Raw genomic sequence first — 21644 nt, 5'->3', positions numbered from 1 at the left:
TTATGGTATTAAGTAGCCAGCTATCAATAGGGATGTTTATTTCTACAAAAGATGGTTTATACAAGGTTCTTTCTGTTTCAAAAGTATTGGGGCCCAAAGGAGAATCTTTTGTTAAAGCCTCGCTAAAAGCTGCTGATTCCGATGTTGTTATCGAAAGAAACTTCAAAGCTGGTCAAGAAATCAAGGAAGCGCAGTTTGAAGCTCGAACTTTAGAGTATCTCTATCCAGAAGAAGAGAGTTATCTTTTCTTAGATTTAGGAAATTACGAAAAAATGTACCTCTCTAAGGAAATTATGAAAGAGAATTTTCTGTTTTTGAAAGCAGGAGTTACTGTTTCTGCTATGGTCTACGATAATATCGTTTTCTCTGTAGAGCTACCGCATTTTCTAGAATTGATGGTATCAAAAACTGATTTTCCTGGAGACGCTCTTTCTTTATCAGGAGGAACAAAAACAGCTCTACTCGAAACAGGTATAGAGGTTTTAGTGCCTCCTTTTGTAGAAATAGGAGATATTATAAAAATTGATACGCGAACGTGTGAATATATTCAGCGTGTCTAACCTCAAGCAGAGAAGACAACTATGGATTTAAAGCAAATAGAAAAGCTCATGATTGCTATGGGGCGTAATGGCATGAAGCGTTTTGTTATAAAACGAGAGGGGTTAGAGCTTGAATTAGAAAGAGATACTGGAGAAAAGAAAAGTCAAGAGCCAGTGTTTTATGATAGTCGGCTTTTTGCTGGTTTTTCTCAAGAGCGTCCTATTCCCACAGACCCTAATAGGGATGTCGTTAAAGAAGTCTCAGTAGATAAAGCTACAGATTCTGGACAACAACCTGGAGATTTTATTAACTCTCCTCTAGTAGGGACGTTTTATAGTTCCCCAGCTCCAGATGCACCCTCTTTTGTTAAGCCCGGAGATATTGTTTCCGAAGATACTATAGTTTGTATCGTTGAAGCTATGAAAGTCATGAATGAAGTGAAAGCTGGCATGAATGGGCGTGTTGTTGAAATTTTGCTTACCAATGGAGATCCTGTTCAATTTGGATCTAAATTATTTCGTGTAGATAAGGCTGAATAATGAAAAAAGTCCTAATTGCCAATAGAGGCGAGATTGCGGTTCGTATTATTCGAGCGTGTCATGATCTGGGGCTATCTACAGTAGCTGTCTACTCTTTAGCAGATCAAGAAGCTCTTCACGTGTTGCTTGCAGATGAGGCCATTTGTATTGGAGAACCTCAGGCCGCAAAATCCTACCTTAAGATTTCTAATATTTTGGCTGCTTGTGAAATCACAGGCGCTGACGCTGTTCACCCTGGTTATGGATTCTTAAGTGAAAACGCAAGCTTTGCCTCTATATGTGAAAGTTGTGGCCTAACATTTATCGGTCCTAGTGCGGAATCTATCGCTACAATGGGAGATAAAGTGGCGGCAAAACTTCTCGCAAAGAAGATAAAATGTCCTGTGATTCCAGGATCGGAAGGGATTATCCGAGATGAATCTGAAGGATTGAAGATTGCAGAAAAAATAGGCTTCCCCATTGTTATTAAGGCTGTTGCTGGTGGAGGTGGTCGTGGAATTCGTATTGTTAAAGAAAAAGATATGTTTTATCGAGCTTTTTCCGCTGCAAGAGCAGAGGCTGAGGCAGGATTTAACAATCCCGATGTGTACATTGAAAAGTTTATAGAGAATCCTCGACATTTAGAGGTCCAAATTATCGGAGATAAACACGGTAACTATGTTCATCTAGGAGAGCGTGATTGTACGGTACAAAGACGTAGGCAAAAATTAATAGAAGAAACTCCAAGTCCTATTTTGTCTTCAGAGATGCGTGCTCGGGTAGGAAAGGTCGCTGTAGATCTAGCTCGAAGTGCGGGTTATTTTTCCGTTGGAACTGTAGAGTTTCTTTTGGATAAGGATAAGAAATTTTATTTCATGGAGATGAATACAAGGATCCAAGTAGAACATACTATTACAGAAGAAGTCACTGGTATAGATCTTGTAAAAGAGCAGATACTTGTTGCTGCTGGAAATCGGTTACCTTGGAAACAGAAAAATATTACTTTTTCAGGTCATACTATTCAATGTCGTATTAATGCCGAGGATCCTTCTAACAACTTTACACCTTCCCCAGGTCGATTGGATTATTTTCTTCCTCCGGGAGGGCCTTATGTTCGTGTTGACGGTGCTTGCTATAGCGGCTACACCATTCCTCCATATTACGACTCTATGGTAGCCAAGGTCATTACTAAAGGGAAAAATCGCGAAGAATCAATAGCTATTATGAAACGAGCTTTGAAAGAGTTTCATATAGGAGGAATATGTTCTACAATTCCTTTTCACCAGTTCATGTTGGATAATCCGAAGTTTATTCAGTCAGACTACGATATTAATTATGTCGATAATTTGTTGGCACAAGGTGCCCCTCTATTCTAATTAGGCGGCTTATGGCAGATTGAGAAGTCTATTTTTTTCTGTTCATTTTTACATGTTCAATTATTGGATAGGGAAATTTTTCTGCTTAGTCTGCAAAAGTTTTTGAGTCTATGAAGAAGATAATTGGCCTAACTGAATTGAATGCTCACGATGTTTTTTTGTTAAATTTTTTATAAATACTATATTCTCCTCCATAGTCTTTGGTTCTGTTGTATAACACTTTCACTTCACGAGCTTTTTAAAGCCCACTCATCATAGAATTGTAAAGATTTTGATGTTTTTTATTTTTTTAAGTTGTTGTTGTTTTGTGGTATAATAAATTCGTTTTTTTATTATTAATGTTTAATAATCATGAAATTTTATTTAAATAATTATACTTTACATTCTCAATATACTTCTCCCAGTTGTTCGGAGAAGGTTTTAAATGTTCTAGAGTCCCTCTTTTATTGGGGTGGACATCGTTATGAGATATTAGCCAAAGATAAGTTTGCCCAAAAGCTAATTTGTATTTCTAATGAAGGAAGAAAAGTTTCAACAGTAGAGAAGATCCTTAAAGTTATTTTATACCTGTTTATCCCTGTCGTTCTTATTGCGCTATTATTGCGTAGCTTATTACGTTGTGTCGTCTTTAAAAATTATGATCCTTATCTTATAGAAAATTCTGTGCCTTCAGAGGCCTACTTAACCAAGTTTTTGGAGATTCGAAGTAAATGCTTGGAGTTATATCGTTCCGGCTTGGCCGATAATTCTTATATTGAAAGAATGAGGAAGGAGGGGATCACTCTTATCAATCTTTACAAAGATGGCGGCAATGAAGTCTTCACAATTGCCTTTCGACAATTTCCTGGAGTTACATTTACCTTCGTATCCGATAAGAAAACTGAAGATCACACCACAGTTTCTCTAGAAACTACAAAATCCTTACTAAAACATTGTTTAAGAACTATCGAAGCAAGAAATTGGGTGTATGGCCAGGATCGAGCAATGTTTGTTCCAGGGGTTATTGGATTAAGTTTGCGGAACAATATGTTGATATGTTGCACAAGCTTGACTCCAGATAAAATTACAGCTTTGAGTGTTCAATTATTACCTGAGACGCAAGCTGGTCGAAAACCTTTTCAAGATTGTATAAGTAAGTTTTTTAATTTCGCTATTCAATCTGGTTGTTCTGGAGTATCCATAGCTCGTGGGGGACTGCTAATTTTTGAAAATCAAGGAATATGTCTACCTGTTATTGAAGATACAGGACGCTTTAAAAATAATTTTGAAGATCCTGTGATCAAAAAGGCAATGCAATTAGAGGCGATTAAACAAATTTTACTGGTGAGTCCTGAAGAATTATTAAAAGAGCTTATTTTAGAAATTCCAGCGACTTTGAAATCTCCAGAATTAATGCACTCTTTGATGGGAGAGAGGCTTGCAAAAGCTTTGAATTTGAACATAGATATAAATAAGCTGAAAAGTTTTCTAAATTTTCTTTCTATTCGTATGCTTCAAATAGATAAAGAGACAGATAGGAGTGTTATCGTCTTTCAAAAGTTTGGTGGGGAAGACCGTCTTATAGCTGAGCCTAGCATATATGGGGAGTTGTTTATTAAACAAGAAGGTCAGAAATTACCTTCAACTGGAGAGGTAATCCTTAAAAAAATGATGGAAGTGGGGATTATCAAGACGTTTAGCAATAATGCCAGAGAAGTTTGGATTTATTACGATTAGAACTTAGTACGCGAATTCTTTAATAGAGCGCCCAAGATTACCTTTTATTCGGAAGATCTCTAAAATTTTATGATATTCTTTCATCTGGATTCTACTGCCCCAGAAGCTTCTATTTCCTTGTTGCCAGTGCTAATTCTGATTCAGAAGAAGAAATATTTTTTGAATAATTTTACTAAAAATTTTTTGTTCTGTTCGTAACTTCATATAATATTCTTGTGTTTTTCTTAATGTCATAAGCGATTTCTAGGGAAGGTATGTCAAGTTTTTTTACACCTATAACATTTTCCAAGAGTTTTATTTCGTTTTCCTCTCTTCAAGGAAAACAATTTGGAATTTTAGAAAAGCTCTCTTGTAAAGTAGATTCCTATTTCGACTTATATGGGAAGAACATTAGAGTCGTTAAAGAATCTGTATCGGGAGGAGTTTTTTGCTTAGAGAGGTTTAACACCATTAGCTTTAGAGAAAAGACCTTGAAAATTCTTTCTTATATGTTGTTGATTCCAGTAATTATCATGTTACTGGTGAAATTTATTCTTAGGATCATCCTTTATTTTAAATACAGACCCTGGATGTATTTGAATGACGAAGCATTCTATGATTTATTAATGTTTCGAAATGATGAGTATCATCTTGCTCCTCTTCATCCTAAAGTGCTCAGATATATTTGGTCTCAGCATGCAGCACTTCGCTCTGGGTTAAGTAAAAAAGAATTGGAACGTCGGGGAATTTATTTTATTTCGGATATTTCTGCTATTGTGTTCTGTTTAAAAAAATTCCCGGATTTAGTTTTCTCATCATTTCCAAATAAGACAGAAGATAAGGATGGGCAGATACAAAATTCTGCTCAGAGAAATATAGAGGCTATTCGTATCTTAGAAACTGCGAAAATCTTTGATAATCATATTATTCGTTGTCAGGCTTTACCATGGACTGAAAAAGAAACGAGTTCTCTTTATGCATTAATAGTTCAGGGAACTTTTAAGTGGTAGATCGTTTTCAATATTTAAAAAACATATTGATGATAAAAGAACTTCAGATTTGGGATTCTAGATGTATTTCTTTTTAGTACTTTTAAACCAGTTCTTTGGAATCATTAAATGGTTCCAAAGAAAAATCCAAGTGTTGGTTTTAGCTCCTTGTCTTTAAAGATGTGATTTTGTTGGTAATATCCTTAAGATCTTGAATTTCAATGTTTAATGAGTTTAAGGGATTTCTAGTGCTGAATTGTCGTTTTTTAGTTAAAATAATGGTAGAATAATTAAGTATGGTTCCTTTACTTACTTATACTTTATTTTTGATACATTAAATGTAAAAATAATATTTATCTAGAGGAGTGTACCTTGACTAGTCTAGTTGTAGAGAGAGATTAAGCATGTTTGTAAAATTTAGTACACCTGTTTCTTTTTCCGATGGTTTTTTTGAGAAAAAAACTAATGAAGGTAAAAATACCTCTTTAGAAAAATTGGTCCAATTGATCGATTCATGTTGCTCTGTTTTGCAGAAAACTGGAATTGAAGTGAAATCGGTTTCTAAGGATAGGGTTCTCATTTATGACAGAACTCTTCTTAAGTCTTCATGCCTAGAGAAAAGTATAAAAATTTTGATGTGTTTGCTAATTGTCCCAATGATCATTTTATTAGCATTAAAATTAATCTTGCGTTTTGCTTTGTCTATAAAATATTCGGGATTTCTCCTAGATCAAGAAGTTGAGCCTGTTAAGCCTGTTATACGTAAACCCGAACCTACTCCAGTCAAAAAAGTTGAAAAAAAACATATAAAGCTAACAGATAGGGAAATAGAGAAGACATATCTGACTCTTCGTTTTTCTCGTAAAGAAGAAAAAGATATAGAAAAAATAACTGAAACTATTTTCTCTCTCGGAGCTACGATTACGTCTTTAGAGGGACAGGGGATTCATGTTTCAAGCGATCCTTCTTTAAAAAATGATTTAGTATTTACTTGTGAGCAATTTCCTAACATTACATTTAAGTATTATCATGGAAGGTTGGCATCTCAGTTTGGTACATTGATCGAAAAGAGTTCTGGTCGGATAGCTAGGAAGTCTTTGGATAAAATTTGGAGTGTTGGAGTCCGTGTTCTTCGTCCTATTTTAGACGCGCAGGGGACGATAACTTCCAAAGAAAGGGATAAGATTTTTATAGAGAATTCTGCATTATACGTACCCCCGGCTGTAGCGTGTGTTGTTGATATTTCTCTTAGTTACGAGGTCATTGGCTTGCTCGCGATCGAAACATCAAAAAGACAAGAAGAATAAAAACTCCTAGTTAAATTTATTTTTTAAGGCTGATATTTATTTTTAGAAAGTTTAAACTACCTGAATTTATTTTAGAAATTTGGTGATATTGTGTTAAAGACACTTAACCTATCTATATTCCTAGGTATTTCTTTAGTAGTAGGGAGTTGTTCTAATTCAGAATCAATTTGGTTTATTAAGGATCAGAAAGATGTGAAAATTTCACATGAGCTTTCTTGCTTACCAAGTTACCCCGCTCCTATAGATGAGATTGAAAAGCTTTCATTAGAGAGTGATCCTGATTTTATAGAAAAAATTAATAAGGAATCTCACGTAATTTGGAAAGAAATACATGAAAATCTTAAATTACAGGGGGATACTGTTCCCATTGCTGTTTATGGAAGCTTAATGAGTCCAAGCTCTGCAGCTCATACATTAGCAAATTTTAAAACTATGCCTGTATGGTTGTATGGATATACGCGTTTCTTTAATCTTGATCAAGGCTTTTGGAGAAAGAGCTTTCACTCTATAAACGGAGCTAGGAATCGTGGCGTTTTAAGCCTTGTTAAGGACCAGACCAAGCGTTGTAATGCTATAATTTTAGAGATGAGTGAAGAAGATTTTGTTGCAGCAAGGAAAAGAGAAGAGTGCTATAGGCTTGTCCCTGTCAAGGTGTGTTCTTATCCTTATGAAGAATCTTGTAGCTTAGCCTATGTTTTTGTTGCAGAAGAGGTCTTTTGTTCGAAAGATATCCTTCCTTTAAAAGAGTATTATTATTTGGTTTGGAGTGCTGTTTCATCTACCGAAGCTAAAGAGGCTTATGGTAAGGATTTTGCAAAAGATTTTCTTGAAACTTCCTTTTTAGCTAATGGGGATTCTGTTCTTTGTATTCACTCAGAGTATCAAGAAAATCCTCAAGTTGAATATGTGACACCCACTCAAAATCAGAATTCAAAATAACGTCTGATAATATTCATTATGTTGCATTGTTTGTTTGAGACTAAAAAATTCTATAAAGATGGTCTTTGTGTTTAAGCACTCTGCAGAAAACCACTTCCTTGAAGACGAAATTCCTTTGAAGACGAAATTCCTTTGGAACGGGAATTGGACACATGGTTCGTCTAGTGTGTTAGTGTGTGCTAGTAAACTTTCCTCATCCTGTACGGTTCTGATAAATTGTTCATTTTTATAATAAAAAAGTTTTTAATTGATCGTTTTTTTATTTATTTTTTTATGAAATTTTCTTTTTCAAAGAAAAAATTAAAAAACGAGTTGCGTTTATTTTGTTGCTAGAACACAATCGCTCCTATGTTATTAAAGCCCAGTTATGGAGCAATTATGAATTATTTATCGGCTTTTAATTTTTTTGATGAAAGACTTTCCAATATCAACGCTAATCAACTCTCTTGGACTCCTCCCTACGAGGAAGAAAACTCCTTAGAAACTTTTATCAACGGATTAACAGAAAGCAGTTTTCCTAAAGAAGTAACTTCTGCAACATCTCCTTCAGGAAAAGAAAACATTACAAGTAATAATTATTTTTTAACCTGCTCACTTATTGATAAAAGTGGTGCTTATTATGAAATTATAGATGCGACTCTCCTGCAACCTATTGCTGCATGTATTGTTTCTCACTCTATTTTAGAAAAACCATTTGATTCAGACACTGTTTCAGATATTCAAAATGCTTTTATCAGAAGCATGCAAAACGGTGTGCGTTATTTACTATCTAGTAATGGTGATGATGAAGTTCTTGGAGCAGATACGGGGCATCTAGAATTAATTAAGAACGTTTCATTTTTAGGCCAAGCTCTAGACATCACAAAACTTGACCCAGCAAATATTGTAAATACTTTGAGTTCTTATAGAGTTATTGACCATTCCTTTACTGAAGATACCGCCATTCCAAGTTCTGATGGAAGGTTGGGAATCCCTCCAGGAACAAAGTTACTTCCAAAACAATCTGCTGATATTGCCATTAGTACCTCTGTTTTCGATGAAAAGACAACATTTTCTAGTAAGTTTTCTACAACTTTGACTATCAATATCCCCCCTCCCCTTCCTAAACCTTGTCCAGAGAACCTTTTAAAAGGAGAGGCTGAAGCTACTGGAGAAAATTCAAAAGAGATCTGCGTACAACGTATGCAGCTGTTTCCAAGTTATGATTCAAAGCTTCTAGATATTGTGAAGGTTGCAAAGAGAAAAGCAAAAATCTTAATTAATAAGATGACCTACTCTAATATTTGGCGAAATCAGGCAAAAAGCCAAATTTTAACAGAAGAAAACGTAAGGTTAGATCTTCAAGGGTTTATTTCGGGTAAATTCAATTACCAGATACAAGTGGGAACTCATACTATTGCTACAGTTTTGATAGATCGAGCAATTTCAGAAATCAGGATTCCTTCAGAGCAAGCTTACGCTATTCGCAAAATTAAAAGCGGATTCCAACAAAGTCTAGATGATTGTCATATCTATTATGTAGGTTTTAAATCTTCGACATTGATACAGAGCTCTGGTTTTATGATGGAAGACGAAGATCCTATGAGTGGCGCATTAGGAGAAGCAGCTTCTAAAGCCTCTGCATTTTCAGGAAGCTTTACATTTGATTTTGTTCAAAAAAATACTAGTGCATCAAAGAATGTTGTCACCCACTCTACTGCTAAACATACATTATATACTTTGAAACAAGACATTGCTTATGATCCGAAGAAATTGAAATTGGATGATGAGTTTTGTTTTTGGGTTAAAAAGTTAGTAGACAAGCCTTCTGTTATTCAAGACTTTATTAAAGAAGTTGGAACACACTATACGACATCTGTAACTTATGGTGGCGTTGGTTTTCAAGTTTTGAAAATCTCTACAGAAGAGATTGAGAAACTACAAGAGAAAAAGCTTACTGTAGAAGCAGCAGCTTCTGAAGCTTTATTGAAGAGTAAGACCTCTTCAGATACACAACAAGGTTATTCTTCTTATTCTGAATCTATGTCATCTCAGACAGTCTTTTTAGGCGGAACAGTTCTTCCAGAAATGGGTAAAGAGCAATTGGATTTCAAGGCATGGTCAGAAAGCGTTCCTCAGGAACCAGTACCTTTAGAGATTGCTATTTCCCCTATTACAGAATTGTTAGTGTCTCAGTATTTCCCTTCTATAGATGCTAAAGCTTTAGCTAAGACTAGAAGTGACTTAGGAAAAGCTATTTTAGAGTATTTGAAGGCAAAAACTCCTCATCAAGATAAACCTTCTGACAAGCTTTTCACTACAGGCTATGATTGTTCTGCATCGCAGTTTGTTCTTTATGCAGCGAATTCTCCTTTAGTTGTTAGTGATCCTTATGTAGGGACTTGGTCAGCACTTCCTTATTTGTTCCCAACTATTAAGGAAACATCAGGAGCTCACCCGTTAATTTTCTTTTTCTCTTTAGATAACATTAAAACACGTCAAAACGTAGTTCATAATACAACCTATTTTTTACGTTGTCTTGCAGCGCGGTTTGGGAATTATGGAGAAGGGTTTATTGATTACGATTCTTTGAGTTTCTATAGTTATTGGGGTGAGGGATATTTTGATACGTCTGCGTATACAGATCGTTGTACTTGGGTTATTGAAAAACTTAATACTACAGAGGATCTTTATATTCGAGAAGGAGATCAGGTGCGCTTTAAGCATGTTGCAACTGGAGAGTATTTAGCAACGGTCCCGATGAGAGATGGTAAACAAACCTTAACAAAAACGTCCGTAGCACAAGATGGTATTTTTATTATCAAAAGGCCTCTTGTAGGTTAATAATTTTTATCGAGAAGTCAGATAAGGAAAAGGCTCAAGAGCAATCTTGAGCCTTATTTTTTGAGAATCATGACTCCACAGTATCACTTCAGTTTGTTTAGAAATAGGGGTTTTTATAAAAAATTTATAAAAAATGAAGAGCAAGAGCTATAAGGACTATGAGAGATCTTTTTACAAGTAGAAACTTCGTAGTGCTTTGTTATATAAAGATCGAAGTTACTGTTAGATTGAGCTAGAAAAATAGCATATTAGGTGGTCGGAAGAAAACTTAAAGACTCTCATTATTTATTCCTCTATTTTTTCATGAGCATATTTTTTTTTGAGAGCTTTTTTAAGACTATCGGGCATCCCCCATTTCACTCGAATGCCTTTAAACTTTTCTTCAGGATTTACAAAACCTCTTCTGGAATAGAGAAGATTATTGGCGCTTAGTTGTCTCAGGACTGCTTTAAGAAATCCTCTAGATTCTTTATCTTCAAAATGTTCAAGAAGCAGTTTATACCAAACTGTATTTGGAGTACGCTTCCCCTTAGAAAAAAAGTAGAAGAAAGTTTCCCAGAATTCATCTTTGATAGTTGGTCCTGCAGATTTTTTATGAACACCTGAGATATAAAGGTACTCTAAAGTTGCGTTTAAAAGCTGTCTTTTCCCGTTTTCACTAATGTATCTCTCTTTTTCTTCTGAAATAAGCTGATCAAGAATCGCTTTCATGTAAGGCTCACAGGCCATTTCTTCTCTAAGCTTAGAGGTAGGAATATCAATTTTTGATACATCTAATAACTCAGAAATTTTTTTAAGATCGATAGTAAGGACGAGTTTAGCTTCCTTTTGGGTTATGGGAGGGTATGTGAGAGAAACTTCCTTTTGGATGTTGGGAGGATATGTGAGAGAAACTTTACGGTATAGCGAAGGAAGAATGAAAAAGGTGTGAGGAACATTCTTAACCGCCTCCAAGACTAAGTGCGGATGTGTAATGAGAAACGCCTTATCTTTTTCGGAAACATTAGAATCTAAATAAAAGATTTTATGAGTTTTTTCGTAATAAGTGTGCAAGAAGTAATGAAGGGCTAAAGCAATTAGTACTATAGGGAAGAAGATGAATGAAAGGATTTTTAAGATCTTTTCGCATGTAGATATATGGGATTGCTCTGTAAGAGCTATGTCATAACGCCATGAACTTGCTACAACGACAGTTCTCTTCCCTCCGAGATTTAAATAGTTGTCTATGATATTTAATAATTTTTCTAAACATGTTGGAGAAACAGTTAGGGCAAAATTATAAATCTTCATAAACTTCCCTTTTTCTTATAAAGCTTACTCCCAGTATACGTAAATTCCTCTAGGTTTTTCGTCTGGGTTATCAAGCGTTGGATGTTTCAGGAGTAGATTGAGATCCTTTAACTGTTGCAAAATATTTATAGCAAATCCTACCGAAGGTTCATTTAATCTAGGGATAACGAAAAGTCGGTACCATGCAGTTTTGCATCTAGCCCCATACTGAAATAGCGTTAGCCAAGGATCAGGTCCCCAATTAGGCTCTCCTCCATGTTCTCTCCTAACTCCTACGTCATAGAGATATTTTAGAAAGGCGCCTAAAAGTTTCCTTTTCCCTTCTTCACTAACATATTGCTCTTTTTCAGTTAGTTTAAGTTCATCAACAATAGGTTGTAGCAGAGGTTCGCATGTCATCTCTTGGTGTAATTTCTCTGTTTCTAACGTGACTTTTGACAAATCGATATCTTGAGCAATTCTTTTCAAATCGATATTGAAGACCAATTTTTTAGTTCCTTCAGCATCACTAGTAACAGTGGCTGTACGATATCTGTTTGTAACAACAAAGAAAGGAGCTTTAGCATCGAGTGCAGCTCGAGTAACTTGTTGAGGGTTCGCTATAATAAAGGCTTTGTCTTTTGGTGAGATAATAGGACCTAGAGCGAAGATTTTTAAAGTTCGTTCAAAGCGTGTACTTAAGAACCAGCGAATTATAAGAGCTATAAGAGCAATAGGAAAGAAGATAAACGAAAGAATCTTTAAGATCTTTTTACAGGTTGAAACCTGAGGTCGCTCTTGAACACAAAAGTCAAATCCCCTGGCTTTAGCAAGAAATAAAGTTCTCTCTCCTCCAAAGTTTAAATAATTGGAGACATTTTTTAGTAGTAGATCTCTCCAAGAAGGATTATATTCTGATGAAAAGTTATATGTTCTCATAAATAGATTAAATCTTTTTTAGAAGAGCATCATAGTTTATAAGCTTTTTTATTTACAGAAAAAAGAAGAACTTTTGATTATTATTTTCTAATTAAAAACGGATTTAGTTTTTCTAGAAAAACAAGCTGTAATGTTCTGTCTCTATGTCAGAAGGAAGACTTTTTAAGTTTTATGTTTGAGAAAAGCTATAAATTTTCTATGTATCAGAACTCCAGTATACATAAACTCCACGAGACATAAAATTAGGATTTGGCAATTTAAGTTGTGAGCCTTCACCTCCTTTTGGGATTAGGCCTAAACATTGTAATTGATAAAGAACTTCAGGAATAAATCCTGAATCTTCTTCTAATAAATTTCTTTCCGTAAGTAATTCTAGCCATAACGTTGGGGCTCCCTTATTGGTTAGATAATATGGGATCATTGTTTGTGGTAGGTTCGTAGTTTGGTTGACTCCGGAAACAAACAAGAATTCTAAAAAAAGATCCAATAGTTTTCTTTTTCCATTCTCACTAATGTGTTCGCCTTTTTCTGTTCGTTTAAGTTTTTCTATTAATTGATGTATCGAATCCGAGGAGTGATCCATCTGGAAAAAGAGACGACGTGTTTCTATGTCAATGTGCGATACATCAATAGATTGAGAAATCTTTTCAAGATTTATACCAAAAATAAGTGTTTTGCATTCATTTACTGTAGAGACTGTAACTGTACGATATTTTGATGGAATCACAAAGAAGGGAGCTTTAGCATCGCGTGCAGCTCGAGTAACTTGTTGGGGATTTGCTATAATAAAGACTTTGTCTTCAGGAGAGACATTTTGGTCTAGGGAAATAATGCGATGGGTTTGTTGAAAACGATTATGTAAGAAATAGTAGAGTGCAAGAGCTATGAGAACTATTGGGAAAAAAATGAATGAAAGAATTTTCAAAACTTTCTTAAGAGTTGAAATATGAGATTCTTTTTGAATACAGAAATCATATCCACGAGTTCTAGAAAGAAATATAGTCTTTTCTCCCCTTAAATTTAAATAAGAGCTTACATGAGAGAGTAGTCGTTCTTGGAAAAACGATAAGGAATATTCTGAAGAAAAACTATAGATTTGCATAGACAACATTAAATATTAGTTTAAAACAAAAATATTATAGATTTTTCTATATTAAAATTAATAGGAGTTTCTTTGTAAATAAAGTAAACTCAAGGAATTATGAGTTTGCTTAAAAAATTCATATCGAATAAAAAGTGTAAAGAATTAAATAATAGGGCTTAAAATTTTTACCCCTGAGTATTTCTTATAGAGGGATCAACCATCTGTTGGTCAGAAGTTTGTATTAACTTATCAATAAATTTTTCTATGCGAGTTAGAAACCGTATTTTGATTTCCTCACTAGTGAATGCGGAAGTTATTGAATTTATAATGAGCAGAATGAGTTCATTGAGTTGGAGTGGTGCCTGTTGTGCTGCTTCAAAAGGTAAAAAAAGAGTATCAGCAGGTTTTATTCCAGCGAGGAGCATCATAGACTTCTGTAGAGAAATTCCTCCCATTTGAGGATTATCAGAACTGAGAGCAATTTTTATTCCTTGATTTCTGAATAAATAAAAGAAAGGATGGTCATCAATTTTCTGAATCAGAGTTTTTCCTATTTTAATATTATTTTTATACTGATAAATAGCAGCTCCTAAAATAAGATTGATAATAGGAGACATGACTAGAGTAAGTTGTGAGTTTTTTATCTTCTCTATGGTTTGAGGGTTCTCGATAGCTTGAAAGCCATGAGCTACCCGCTGTACAGGAAGTTCATTTATTGTTGTCTGTAAATAATGAAACCCTGTTCCTTCTCCAGCATGTGCTTCACAGCCAAATCCATTATCACAAGCAAGCATGTAACCAGAAACTAATTGAGAGGGACACGCTCCAGGACAAGATTCCGTTCCTGCAGATTGTAGACCAACAAAAAGCTCGGGAAAATTTTCTTGAGATTCTTTCAACCAGAGAGCTGCTTCTAGAGAACGCTCATTAGAAGTCTGATTAAGACCTGCAAAGTTTGTTTTATTAAAGCAATTTAAAAAATGTAGGGTTATTCCATGTTTCTCAAAGAGTTGCTTAGCTTGGAATAAAAGTTGATAGAAGCGGTATCGAGCAATTTTTGGAGGAAGATCCGGATAGATTATATGTGCTAGACGGATATTTTGTTGTACTTCCGTATAGAAAATATTTTCGTTAAGACATTGCTGAAGGTAGTTTTGTAGAATAAAAAGGAGATCCTCTTCTGTCTGGATACCTCCTGGGGGGAATCTGTGTCCCTGAACAGTCGCCATAACACGATCGAAGCTACAAAAATCTCGATAAGAGATATTGTATTGCAAAAGATTTAAGTCTGGGAGTCTTTTGTATCGCAAATCTTCAAAGTTTAAGAAGATATCGGAATAGTTTCTATGTGGGTTTTTAGAGGATAAGGGACGATGGTCTAGCCAGCTTGACGAACCCCACTTTAAAAATCCGTGTTTTACACCTAGTTCCCACGCAGTTTGTGGAGTTATTGTCCCTGGAAGATGCACATGGATATCTGCTTTTGGTAGGCTTTGTATGATTTTGTCTGTGCAGGACTGCATGTGTAGTAATGGTAGTTTTTTAGTTATTTCGAGAAGAAGTTTTGAAATTCTTACTGTTAACACAAATTATTCCCACTCGATAGTTGCTGGAGGTTTATCGGAAATGTCATATACCACACGACTAACCTCTGGAATTTCATTAATAATGCGAGAAGAACAGAAATTCAAAAACTCATAAGGTAAATGTGCCCACTGCCCGGTCATAAAATTTAGAGATTGTACTGCACGTAAAGCTATTGTATAACCATATCCCCTACAATCCCCTTTTACAGATACAGACTTTACTGGAAGAAATACGGCAAAAGCTTGGCTTATGGAATTATAAAATCCTTGATTTTTTAGTTCTTCAATAAAAATAACATCAGCTTTCCGTAAGATAGGAATATACTCAGAAAGAATATTACCAAGAATACGAATAGCTAAACCTGGCCCTGGAAAAGGGTGTCTATCTATAAGTTGTGAGGCTATCCCTAAGGAACGTCCTAATGCTCGGACTTCATCTTTGAATAGACAGCGTAAAGGTTCTAAAAGTTTTAAATTTAAATATTCAGGAAGTCCTCCAACGTTGTGGTGAGACTTAATTACTTGAGATGCCTTTCCTGCTTTAGAAGACTCAATCACGTCAGAATATATGGTGCCTTGTGCTAGCCAATGAATGTTAAGGTTTTTTGCAATTTCTTCAAAAACTTCTATGAATGTTTTTCCTAGAACTTTTCTTTTTTGTTCAGGATCTGAAATGCCTTGCATCTTGCTGTAGAATAATTGAGATGCATCTTTAACAATAAGATTGGGACCTAGGGAAGCGAATTGTGAGGTAACTTCAGATATTTCATTTTCTCGTAGAAAACCTGTGTCTACAAGTACACAAATTAATCGATCTCCAATAGCTTTATGTAGAAGTGTTGCTGTAACTGAGGAGTCTACTCCCCCAGAAAGACCAAGAATAACCCGCTCATTTTCTCCAATAGTTTCTTGAATTTCTTGAATAAGTTGTTCTTGAATGGTTTTTGTGTTCCAATTGGTTGGAGCATTGCAAATATTTTGAACAAAATTTTTTAGAATCTGTTGTCCTGTACTATTTGTATCAGATACTTCTGGGTGAAATTGCAAACAGAAAATCATCTTCTTTTCATGCTCTATCGCTGCTATAGGACAGGTTGGCGTACTTGCTATAAGTTTAAAATCTTTAGGAATATGTGCTACATAATCACTATGACTCATCCTGATTTCTGTATTTATAGGATCTTTAAACACAATATTTTGAAAAAGTTCACTAGCTTGGAGAGTAATTGGTGTATAACCAAATTCTCTGACCCCTTCATAGACTTCGCTTCCAAAATCTTTAGAAATAAGCTGCATCCCATAGCAAATTCCTAAAATAGGAATCGTACTATCATAAATTTTTTGAGAAACGCTTGGAGCTCCTTCTTGAAATACAGAATGAGGGCCTCCAGAAAGAATTATTCCTAAAGGTTTTTTAGCTTCTAAAGTTTCCCATGAAGTATCCCAGGGAAGAACTTCACAGTAAACTGCGAGTTGTCGAATTTTTGTAGCAAGGACTTGAGTATATTGAGATCCAAAGTCAAGAATGACTATAGTGCTCACGAGTTTTCCTATGTAGTTATTGAATAATTTGGAGTATTTTTAACATATTGAAGATTATGAATATGACTTTCTGCTCTTCCTGATTGTGAAATACGAGTAAAAATAGCCTGTTCTTTGAGCTCTTTAAGAGTTCTTGCTCCTAAATATCCCATCCCTGATCGTAATCCTCCAAGAATTTGATAAAGAACGTCATTTATGGAGCCTTTAAAAGGGACAAGACCTTCAACACCTTCGGGAACAAATTTTCTCTCTTTTTGTTTTTGAAAATAACGATCAGCGCTTCCCTGCTTCATTGCTGCTACAGAGCCCATGCCGCGGTACATTTTATATGCTTTTTCATCAATATAAATTACTTCTCCAGGAGCTTCTTCTGTTCCTGCAAGCATTCCTCCAAGCATTACACAGTCTGCTCCAGCTGCTAAAGCTTTGACGATATCTCCAGAATAGCGCATTCCCCCATCAGCTATGATTGTGATAGGAGTTTTCTTTAGGGCTTTGGCTACAGACATAATTGCTGTAATTTGAGGATACCCTACTCCTGAAATAATTCGTGTTGTGCAAATAGAGCCTGGTCCAATGCCAACTTTCACAGCATCAACACCGACTTTAGCAAGACAAATAGCTGCTTCTCCTGTGACAATATTTCCAACTATTAAAATTTTCTCAGGAAATAGGTTTTTAATTTGTTTTGCAGTATCTAGAACAGTTTTTGAATGAGCATGAGCGGTGTCTATGACTAAAACATCTACTCCAGCTTGAACTAAAGTGGACGCTCTTTCTACAGATTCTCCAATACCAATTGCAGCGCCAATAGGAGCTCCTGGAGCATTAGCTTTGCATGTTTTTACACAAAGGCTTTGTTCGTCTATTGTCATATTCTTATGAATAATCCCTAAACCTCCAACTTTAGCCATACCTATAGCCATTGAAGTTTCTGTGACAGAATCCATTGCAGCAGAAAGAATCGGAATAGCCAAAGGTTGACAAGGTGAAAGTTGTGTCTCTAAACACACCTCTGAAGGTAAAATTTCAGAATATTGGGGGATAAGAAGGACGTCATCAAAGGTTAAAGCTTCTTCCACTTTATTCCTATTTAAAAGGCAAAAATTAAAAGAAGTATTAAGTTTTTTATGATTATGTCAATGCTTTTTTATTTTTTGACTTTCTTAAAAGATGTAAGAACCTTATAGGCACTTTATTTATGTGCTGTTTTTTAGAAGAATTGCAAGTTTCTATACCCTCATCAAGAGGGTTTTGCTTTCTATTAATGTATTGTATGAAAGACTTTCTTTCTAAGAATGGAAAGTATTTTTTGAAGCAAGGGCTTAGGTTTTTACGTATGTTTTTTATATGGATTTTTAGCCACTTACGCTTGGTTTAAATAAATATAAAAAACTTTTATTATATTGCTGGCTTTTGACTACGCTTACCAGGAGATGAAATGAATGATGACAGAAACAGCCTCTTTACCAAACTCTTTATCTTCTATAGGAACACAAACATTGTTGTCTTACACTGAGATTAAAACAACAAGTCGTCGAACTACATGCCGTTTGCTTGTGGATATTATGATCATTATATTGGGCTTGGGAACTATTTCTTCTATCTTTGTTGTACTCTTTTTCCTTTGTGGGTTGGATATGCTTTCCGTTTCCGTAATTGCTATTGCTTCAATTCTGGTTGTTCTTGGACTTCTATGTATTGGGCTTGGACTATATTTTGTTGTAAGTACTCTAAATTCGAGCCTTATAGGGGTTTTACAAAAGCAGTTAACAGAGTCGGAAGAAGAACTCAGTGTTTTGTATAAAAAAGTAGCTTCTTTACAAGAACAATTAAGTGTTTCAGAAAATAAAGTCTTTTCAGAAAATTAGAAATGATTTTTAATTGTTGCTTATTTTTATTTTGTTTATAAAAACATGTTCTCAGAGTTTATTTTTAAATTTAAAAGAGCTTTAGCTTTATTTCTTCTCTGTATAGTAGTACTACCATCTTCTGGGTGTGATCGCGATCGTGTATTTACCTATGATCGTCGATCTACTGCTTTCCTTAAGGAATCTTTACCTAAGTTTCCGCGACGAGAATTAACTAATCCTGATAAAGTTTGGGATACAATCGAAGCTGCTGCAGATCTTCCTGGACGTTTAAATTCTATTCTCATAGTTGTATATGATGAATTAATGAATCCGAGTATTTTTGAATCTGTTGCTGGAATTCCAGAGTGGTTTACCCCCGTCTACATCGCTGCTTCAAGATGTTTATTTGATTTTCATCCCGAAGGTAAAAATTCTCCTGTTGGAAAACTGAATATTGCGACTACTGTAGGTATGTTTTGCACACCTCATGAATACAGGTTGCCAAGCTTGTATTCTAACGCAGTTTGCTATTGTGTAAATCGACAAACCTTTAGAAATCTTTGTTCTAGGTATCACACCTATTTTTCCCTTGTTCCTGTAGAAGTTTTTGCTTATCAAAAGTCTGAGGGTATCACTGTTGCGTATACATTTTCTGTTACAGATCGACAGTTTTTAACATCTACAAAAGCTACAATTTGTCAAGAGAGTTATGATAGTCTTATGAAAGCTGTAGATTCTAAGGTTGTCCGCCTTTGGTTTAGCGATTGTTTTATTCAACGCTATATAGCAACTTTGCGGAGTGCTGAATGTAGTGGAATGGATAGGTATTGGCCTCGTTATCGTCATCCAGATTCTGAACTTTGTAATGATAAACCAGTTTTTCCTTCTGATGATTTTCCTCCTAAAAAAACTGATGAAGAGCTGCAAGCTGAGAAGGAACGTCGCGATAGCTATTGGTACTTCTAGTAACTAAGTAGAATGCTTCTTATGTTTTATCTTTTTGAATAAATTTTTGTCGTAAATAAAAATAGGGACTGTTAGTCTTCTCCACGTTTTAGTTTATAGTATTATAAGAGAGTTAAAAGATGAAAACAGTAAGTACATTAAAATTTATCAGAAAGCTTAGCTTTCTAGCTTTTGCCTGCTCAGCAGTGCTCTTTTCTAGTTGCAATCGTGCTGATATATTCACAAGTGATTTTGAAGAAGCTAAGAAAATTAAAGAAATGCTTCCAGGTTTTGGGAGTAGTGATATTAAAGATACAGACAAGGTTTGGGATACTATTGTTAAGTCCATCGCAATGCCTGTTAAGATAGACTCCCTTCTTATAGTTGCATATGACGATTTAATGAATCCAGAAACTTTTAAATCTGTTTTGTTGAGATATCCTGCTTGGGGAGCTGCTGTTGATGTAATAGATGCTCACCGCAGCTTTAATTTTCATCCAGCAGGACCAACATCTCAAGTTGCGAATATTAATGCTGAAGTTATTGAAGGTAAAGAATCTTCAGAAACATTTTCAGCAGTTTGCTATGATGTTAATAAAGAAACATTCCGAGCTTTATGTGCGCTATACAACACTTACTATGATTTAGTTCCAGTTCTTGTCTCTTCAAGAACCGGTGAAGGTTACACCGTTGGCTATTTATTTTCTGTTAGAGATTCTAAATTCCATTCAAGTGTTAAAGCTTTGCCTGTTCAATCTCATTTTCAAGCTATCTGGGATTCAGTAAACTCTATTTCCCCTTCAGAAGGCTTTGGCTCAGATTTTTCTTCTGCATACTTAAAAACTACTTTCTTAGCTGATGGAAGAAATATTACCACTATCCTTCCTCCTCCTGTGGAAACTGAAACTACAGAATTTGTATCATAACTGAAAAAATATATTGATAAAAAGTCGCCTTCAATGCTTTCATTGGAGGCGATTTTTATTCCTAGATGTTTTGATCCCCTATTCCCTAAAAATTAAGGGAGAGTTTTTGTCTTTTATTCAACATAATCTAGGATTCTTATCATTGATTTTTATCAATGTAAGTAATGAATTTTGTTGTTACATTTTATTACTATAACGAGGATAATGTTTTTGTCTTGAATTAGAAAAACTAAAATAAGACACATACTAAATTTTAGGACATTAGAATTGTTCTACTTTCAAAGTACCCTATTATGCCTTGTCGTCTTTATGTTTACAAAAATAGTAAAGATTTCTTTAATAAAACTGCATCTTGGCCACAATGTGTAAAAGATGGTTTTGTTCGTAGAAAGACTGGCTTAAATCCTTTTTATAATTCCTCATGGAAAAAGGTAGCCAAAGCCTCTCTTCCAATTCTTGGAAGTATCATGGGCTTTGCCCGTATCTATAGTGTTTTATCCACTAAAAGAAGTATTTACGAATCACACTACTTACGTATAGGCCATACTCTCATTGGTTTTATAGAACTTTTAGGATTAGGGAGCATATTTTTTGCTATTATCATTGTATTTATCATTTTTCAAATACTTTATATTATTTTCGACACTTGGTGCTTTACTCCTCTAGGAAATGCTCTAACAAGGTACTTTTGGTCAGGAAAATCTTTTATTAAAAATTTTTCTCATCGTATGTAAAAAATTTATATAGCTATGATAGCTCCTTTTTTCATAAAAGGAGTGATTCATGTCGTGTTACGTTTATCCTGATAGCTATATCTTTATTAGCGAGACTGCATCTTGGCCTAAATTCATTAGGCGAGGTTTTGTACGTCAACCTTGTGGATTAAAAACTTTTATTATTAGAAAAAATTGGTGTAGAGCCATTAAAGCTTCTCTTCCAATTCTTGGAAGTATCATGGGCTTTGCCCGTATCTATAGTGTTTTATCAACTGAAGAAAGTATTTACGAATCGTTATACTTACGTATAGGCCATACTCTCGCTGGTTTTATAGAACTACTTGGTTTGGGAATTATACTTTTTATTATTAAAATTATAATGACGCTTTTTTCTATGCTCGCTGTTAAGTTTCCTATATGCTGTTTTAAATCTACTGTAAGATCTGTTCGAAGGCTTTCCCTCTATCCAGAAACCCTAATGGAAAGAAGAAAGAGCTTTTCAATTTCATGATACGTTTTATAGATGAGTTTAGAGTTGTCTTAAGGCTTTTTATTTAGTACTTTACTCTCTTTCTCTTTATGTTATGATTTATGATC

General features: G+C 34.9%; 19 protein-coding genes. 13 read left to right on the top strand and 6 right to left on the bottom strand.

Annotated features, from left to right (window positions below):
- Positions 1-2: 2 nt before the first annotated feature.
- The 8 genes from JMS40_RS03905 to JMS40_RS03870 all read left to right on the top strand — a co-directional run bounded on the left by JMS40_RS03905 (position 3) and on the right by JMS40_RS03870 (position 10187).
- Positions 3-560: an elongation factor P gene (locus JMS40_RS03905; protein WP_201456973.1), complete on the top strand. Its 558-nt coding sequence runs from the start codon at positions 3-5 to the stop codon at positions 558-560.
- Positions 561-581: 21 nt separating this feature from the next.
- Positions 582-1079, top strand: a complete 498-nt coding sequence (gene accB / locus JMS40_RS03900) for an acetyl-CoA carboxylase biotin carboxyl carrier protein (protein WP_201456972.1) — start codon at positions 582-584, stop codon at positions 1077-1079.
- Positions 1079-2434: an acetyl-CoA carboxylase biotin carboxylase subunit gene (gene accC, locus JMS40_RS03895; RefSeq protein WP_201456971.1), complete on the top strand. Its 1356-nt coding sequence runs from the start codon at positions 1079-1081 to the stop codon at positions 2432-2434. The genes accB and accC overlap by 1 nt, the downstream gene beginning before the upstream one ends.
- A gap of 351 nt (positions 2435-2785) precedes the next feature.
- On the top strand, positions 2786-4150 hold the full coding sequence (locus JMS40_RS03890; protein WP_201456970.1) for a DUF648 domain-containing protein: 1365 nt from the start codon (positions 2786-2788) through the stop codon (positions 4148-4150).
- A gap of 254 nt (positions 4151-4404) precedes the next feature.
- On the top strand, positions 4405-5139 hold the full coding sequence (locus JMS40_RS03885; RefSeq protein ID WP_201456969.1) for a DUF648 domain-containing protein: 735 nt from the start codon (positions 4405-4407) through the stop codon (positions 5137-5139).
- 383 nt (positions 5140-5522) lie between these two features.
- Positions 5523-6425 carry a hypothetical protein gene (locus JMS40_RS03880; protein ID WP_201456968.1) on the top strand — a complete coding sequence of 301 codons (903 nt, stop codon included), beginning with the start codon at positions 5523-5525 and terminating at the stop codon, positions 6423-6425.
- 192 nt (positions 6426-6617) lie between these two features.
- The gene (locus JMS40_RS03875; protein ID WP_201456967.1) at positions 6618-7364 is read left to right on the top strand and encodes a gamma-glutamylcyclotransferase family protein; all 747 of its coding nucleotides are present in this window, start codon (positions 6618-6620) and stop codon (positions 7362-7364) included.
- A 378-nt stretch (positions 7365-7742) separates the two neighbouring features.
- The gene (locus JMS40_RS03870) at positions 7743-10187 is read left to right on the top strand and encodes an MAC/perforin domain-containing protein (protein WP_236558947.1); all 2445 of its coding nucleotides are present in this window, start codon (positions 7743-7745) and stop codon (positions 10185-10187) included.
- Positions 10188-10472: 285 nt separating this feature from the next.
- On the opposite strand, the gene JMS40_RS03865 is transcribed toward JMS40_RS03870, so the two are convergent.
- The 6 genes from JMS40_RS03865 to JMS40_RS03840 form a co-directional block, all read right to left on the bottom strand.
- Positions 10473-11477 carry a DUF648 domain-containing protein gene (locus JMS40_RS03865; protein WP_201456965.1) on the bottom strand — a complete coding sequence of 335 codons (1005 nt, stop codon included), beginning with the start codon at positions 11475-11477 and terminating at the stop codon, positions 10473-10475.
- Positions 11478-11501: 24 nt separating this feature from the next.
- Complete coding sequence (locus tag JMS40_RS03860; protein WP_201456964.1) at positions 11502-12395, bottom strand: DUF648 domain-containing protein; 894 nt, start codon at positions 12393-12395, stop codon at positions 11502-11504.
- Between the two features lie 196 nt (positions 12396-12591).
- Entirely contained in the window at positions 12592-13497 is a 906-nt protein-coding gene (locus tag JMS40_RS03855; RefSeq protein WP_201456963.1) for a DUF648 domain-containing protein, read from the bottom strand.
- A 167-nt stretch (positions 13498-13664) separates the two neighbouring features.
- The gene (locus tag JMS40_RS03850) at positions 13665-15065 is read right to left on the bottom strand and encodes an adenosine deaminase (RefSeq protein WP_236558946.1); all 1401 of its coding nucleotides are present in this window, start codon (positions 15063-15065) and stop codon (positions 13665-13667) included.
- A 3-nt stretch (positions 15066-15068) separates the two neighbouring features.
- A complete protein-coding gene (guaA, locus tag JMS40_RS03845) occupies positions 15069-16607 on the bottom strand; it encodes a glutamine-hydrolyzing GMP synthase (RefSeq protein WP_201456962.1) in 1539 nt (512 codons plus the stop codon).
- A gap of 8 nt (positions 16608-16615) precedes the next feature.
- Positions 16616-17689 carry an IMP dehydrogenase gene (locus tag JMS40_RS03840; RefSeq protein WP_201456961.1) on the bottom strand — a complete coding sequence of 358 codons (1074 nt, stop codon included), beginning with the start codon at positions 17687-17689 and terminating at the stop codon, positions 16616-16618.
- 363 nt (positions 17690-18052) lie between these two features.
- Here JMS40_RS03840 and JMS40_RS03835 point away from each other — a divergent pair, with 363 nt between their 5' ends.
- The 5 genes from JMS40_RS03835 (at position 18053) to JMS40_RS03815 (ending at position 21558) form a co-directional block, all read left to right on the top strand.
- Positions 18053-18478, top strand: coding sequence for a hypothetical protein (locus JMS40_RS03835; RefSeq protein WP_201456960.1), 426 nt, complete (start codon positions 18053-18055; stop codon positions 18476-18478).
- Between the two features lie 45 nt (positions 18479-18523).
- Complete coding sequence (locus JMS40_RS03830; protein WP_201456959.1) at positions 18524-19426, top strand: hypothetical protein; 903 nt, start codon at positions 18524-18526, stop codon at positions 19424-19426.
- Between the two features lie 119 nt (positions 19427-19545).
- Entirely contained in the window at positions 19546-20331 is a 786-nt protein-coding gene (locus tag JMS40_RS03825) for a hypothetical protein (RefSeq protein ID WP_201456958.1), read from the top strand.
- Positions 20332-20624: 293 nt separating this feature from the next.
- Positions 20625-21065 (top strand): hypothetical protein, encoded by a 441-nt coding sequence (locus JMS40_RS03820; protein WP_201456957.1) that lies wholly within the window; start codon positions 20625-20627, stop codon positions 21063-21065.
- A gap of 49 nt (positions 21066-21114) precedes the next feature.
- Positions 21115-21558 (top strand): hypothetical protein, encoded by a 444-nt coding sequence (locus JMS40_RS03815; protein WP_201456956.1) that lies wholly within the window; start codon positions 21115-21117, stop codon positions 21556-21558.
- Positions 21559-21644 lie beyond the last annotated feature (86 nt).

This window comes from Chlamydia sp. 17-3921, from assembly GCF_902705545.1.
Taxonomy (GTDB): domain Bacteria; phylum Chlamydiota; class Chlamydiia; order Chlamydiales; family Chlamydiaceae; genus Chlamydia.
This window is presented reverse-complemented; position numbering and strand designations above follow the sequence as displayed.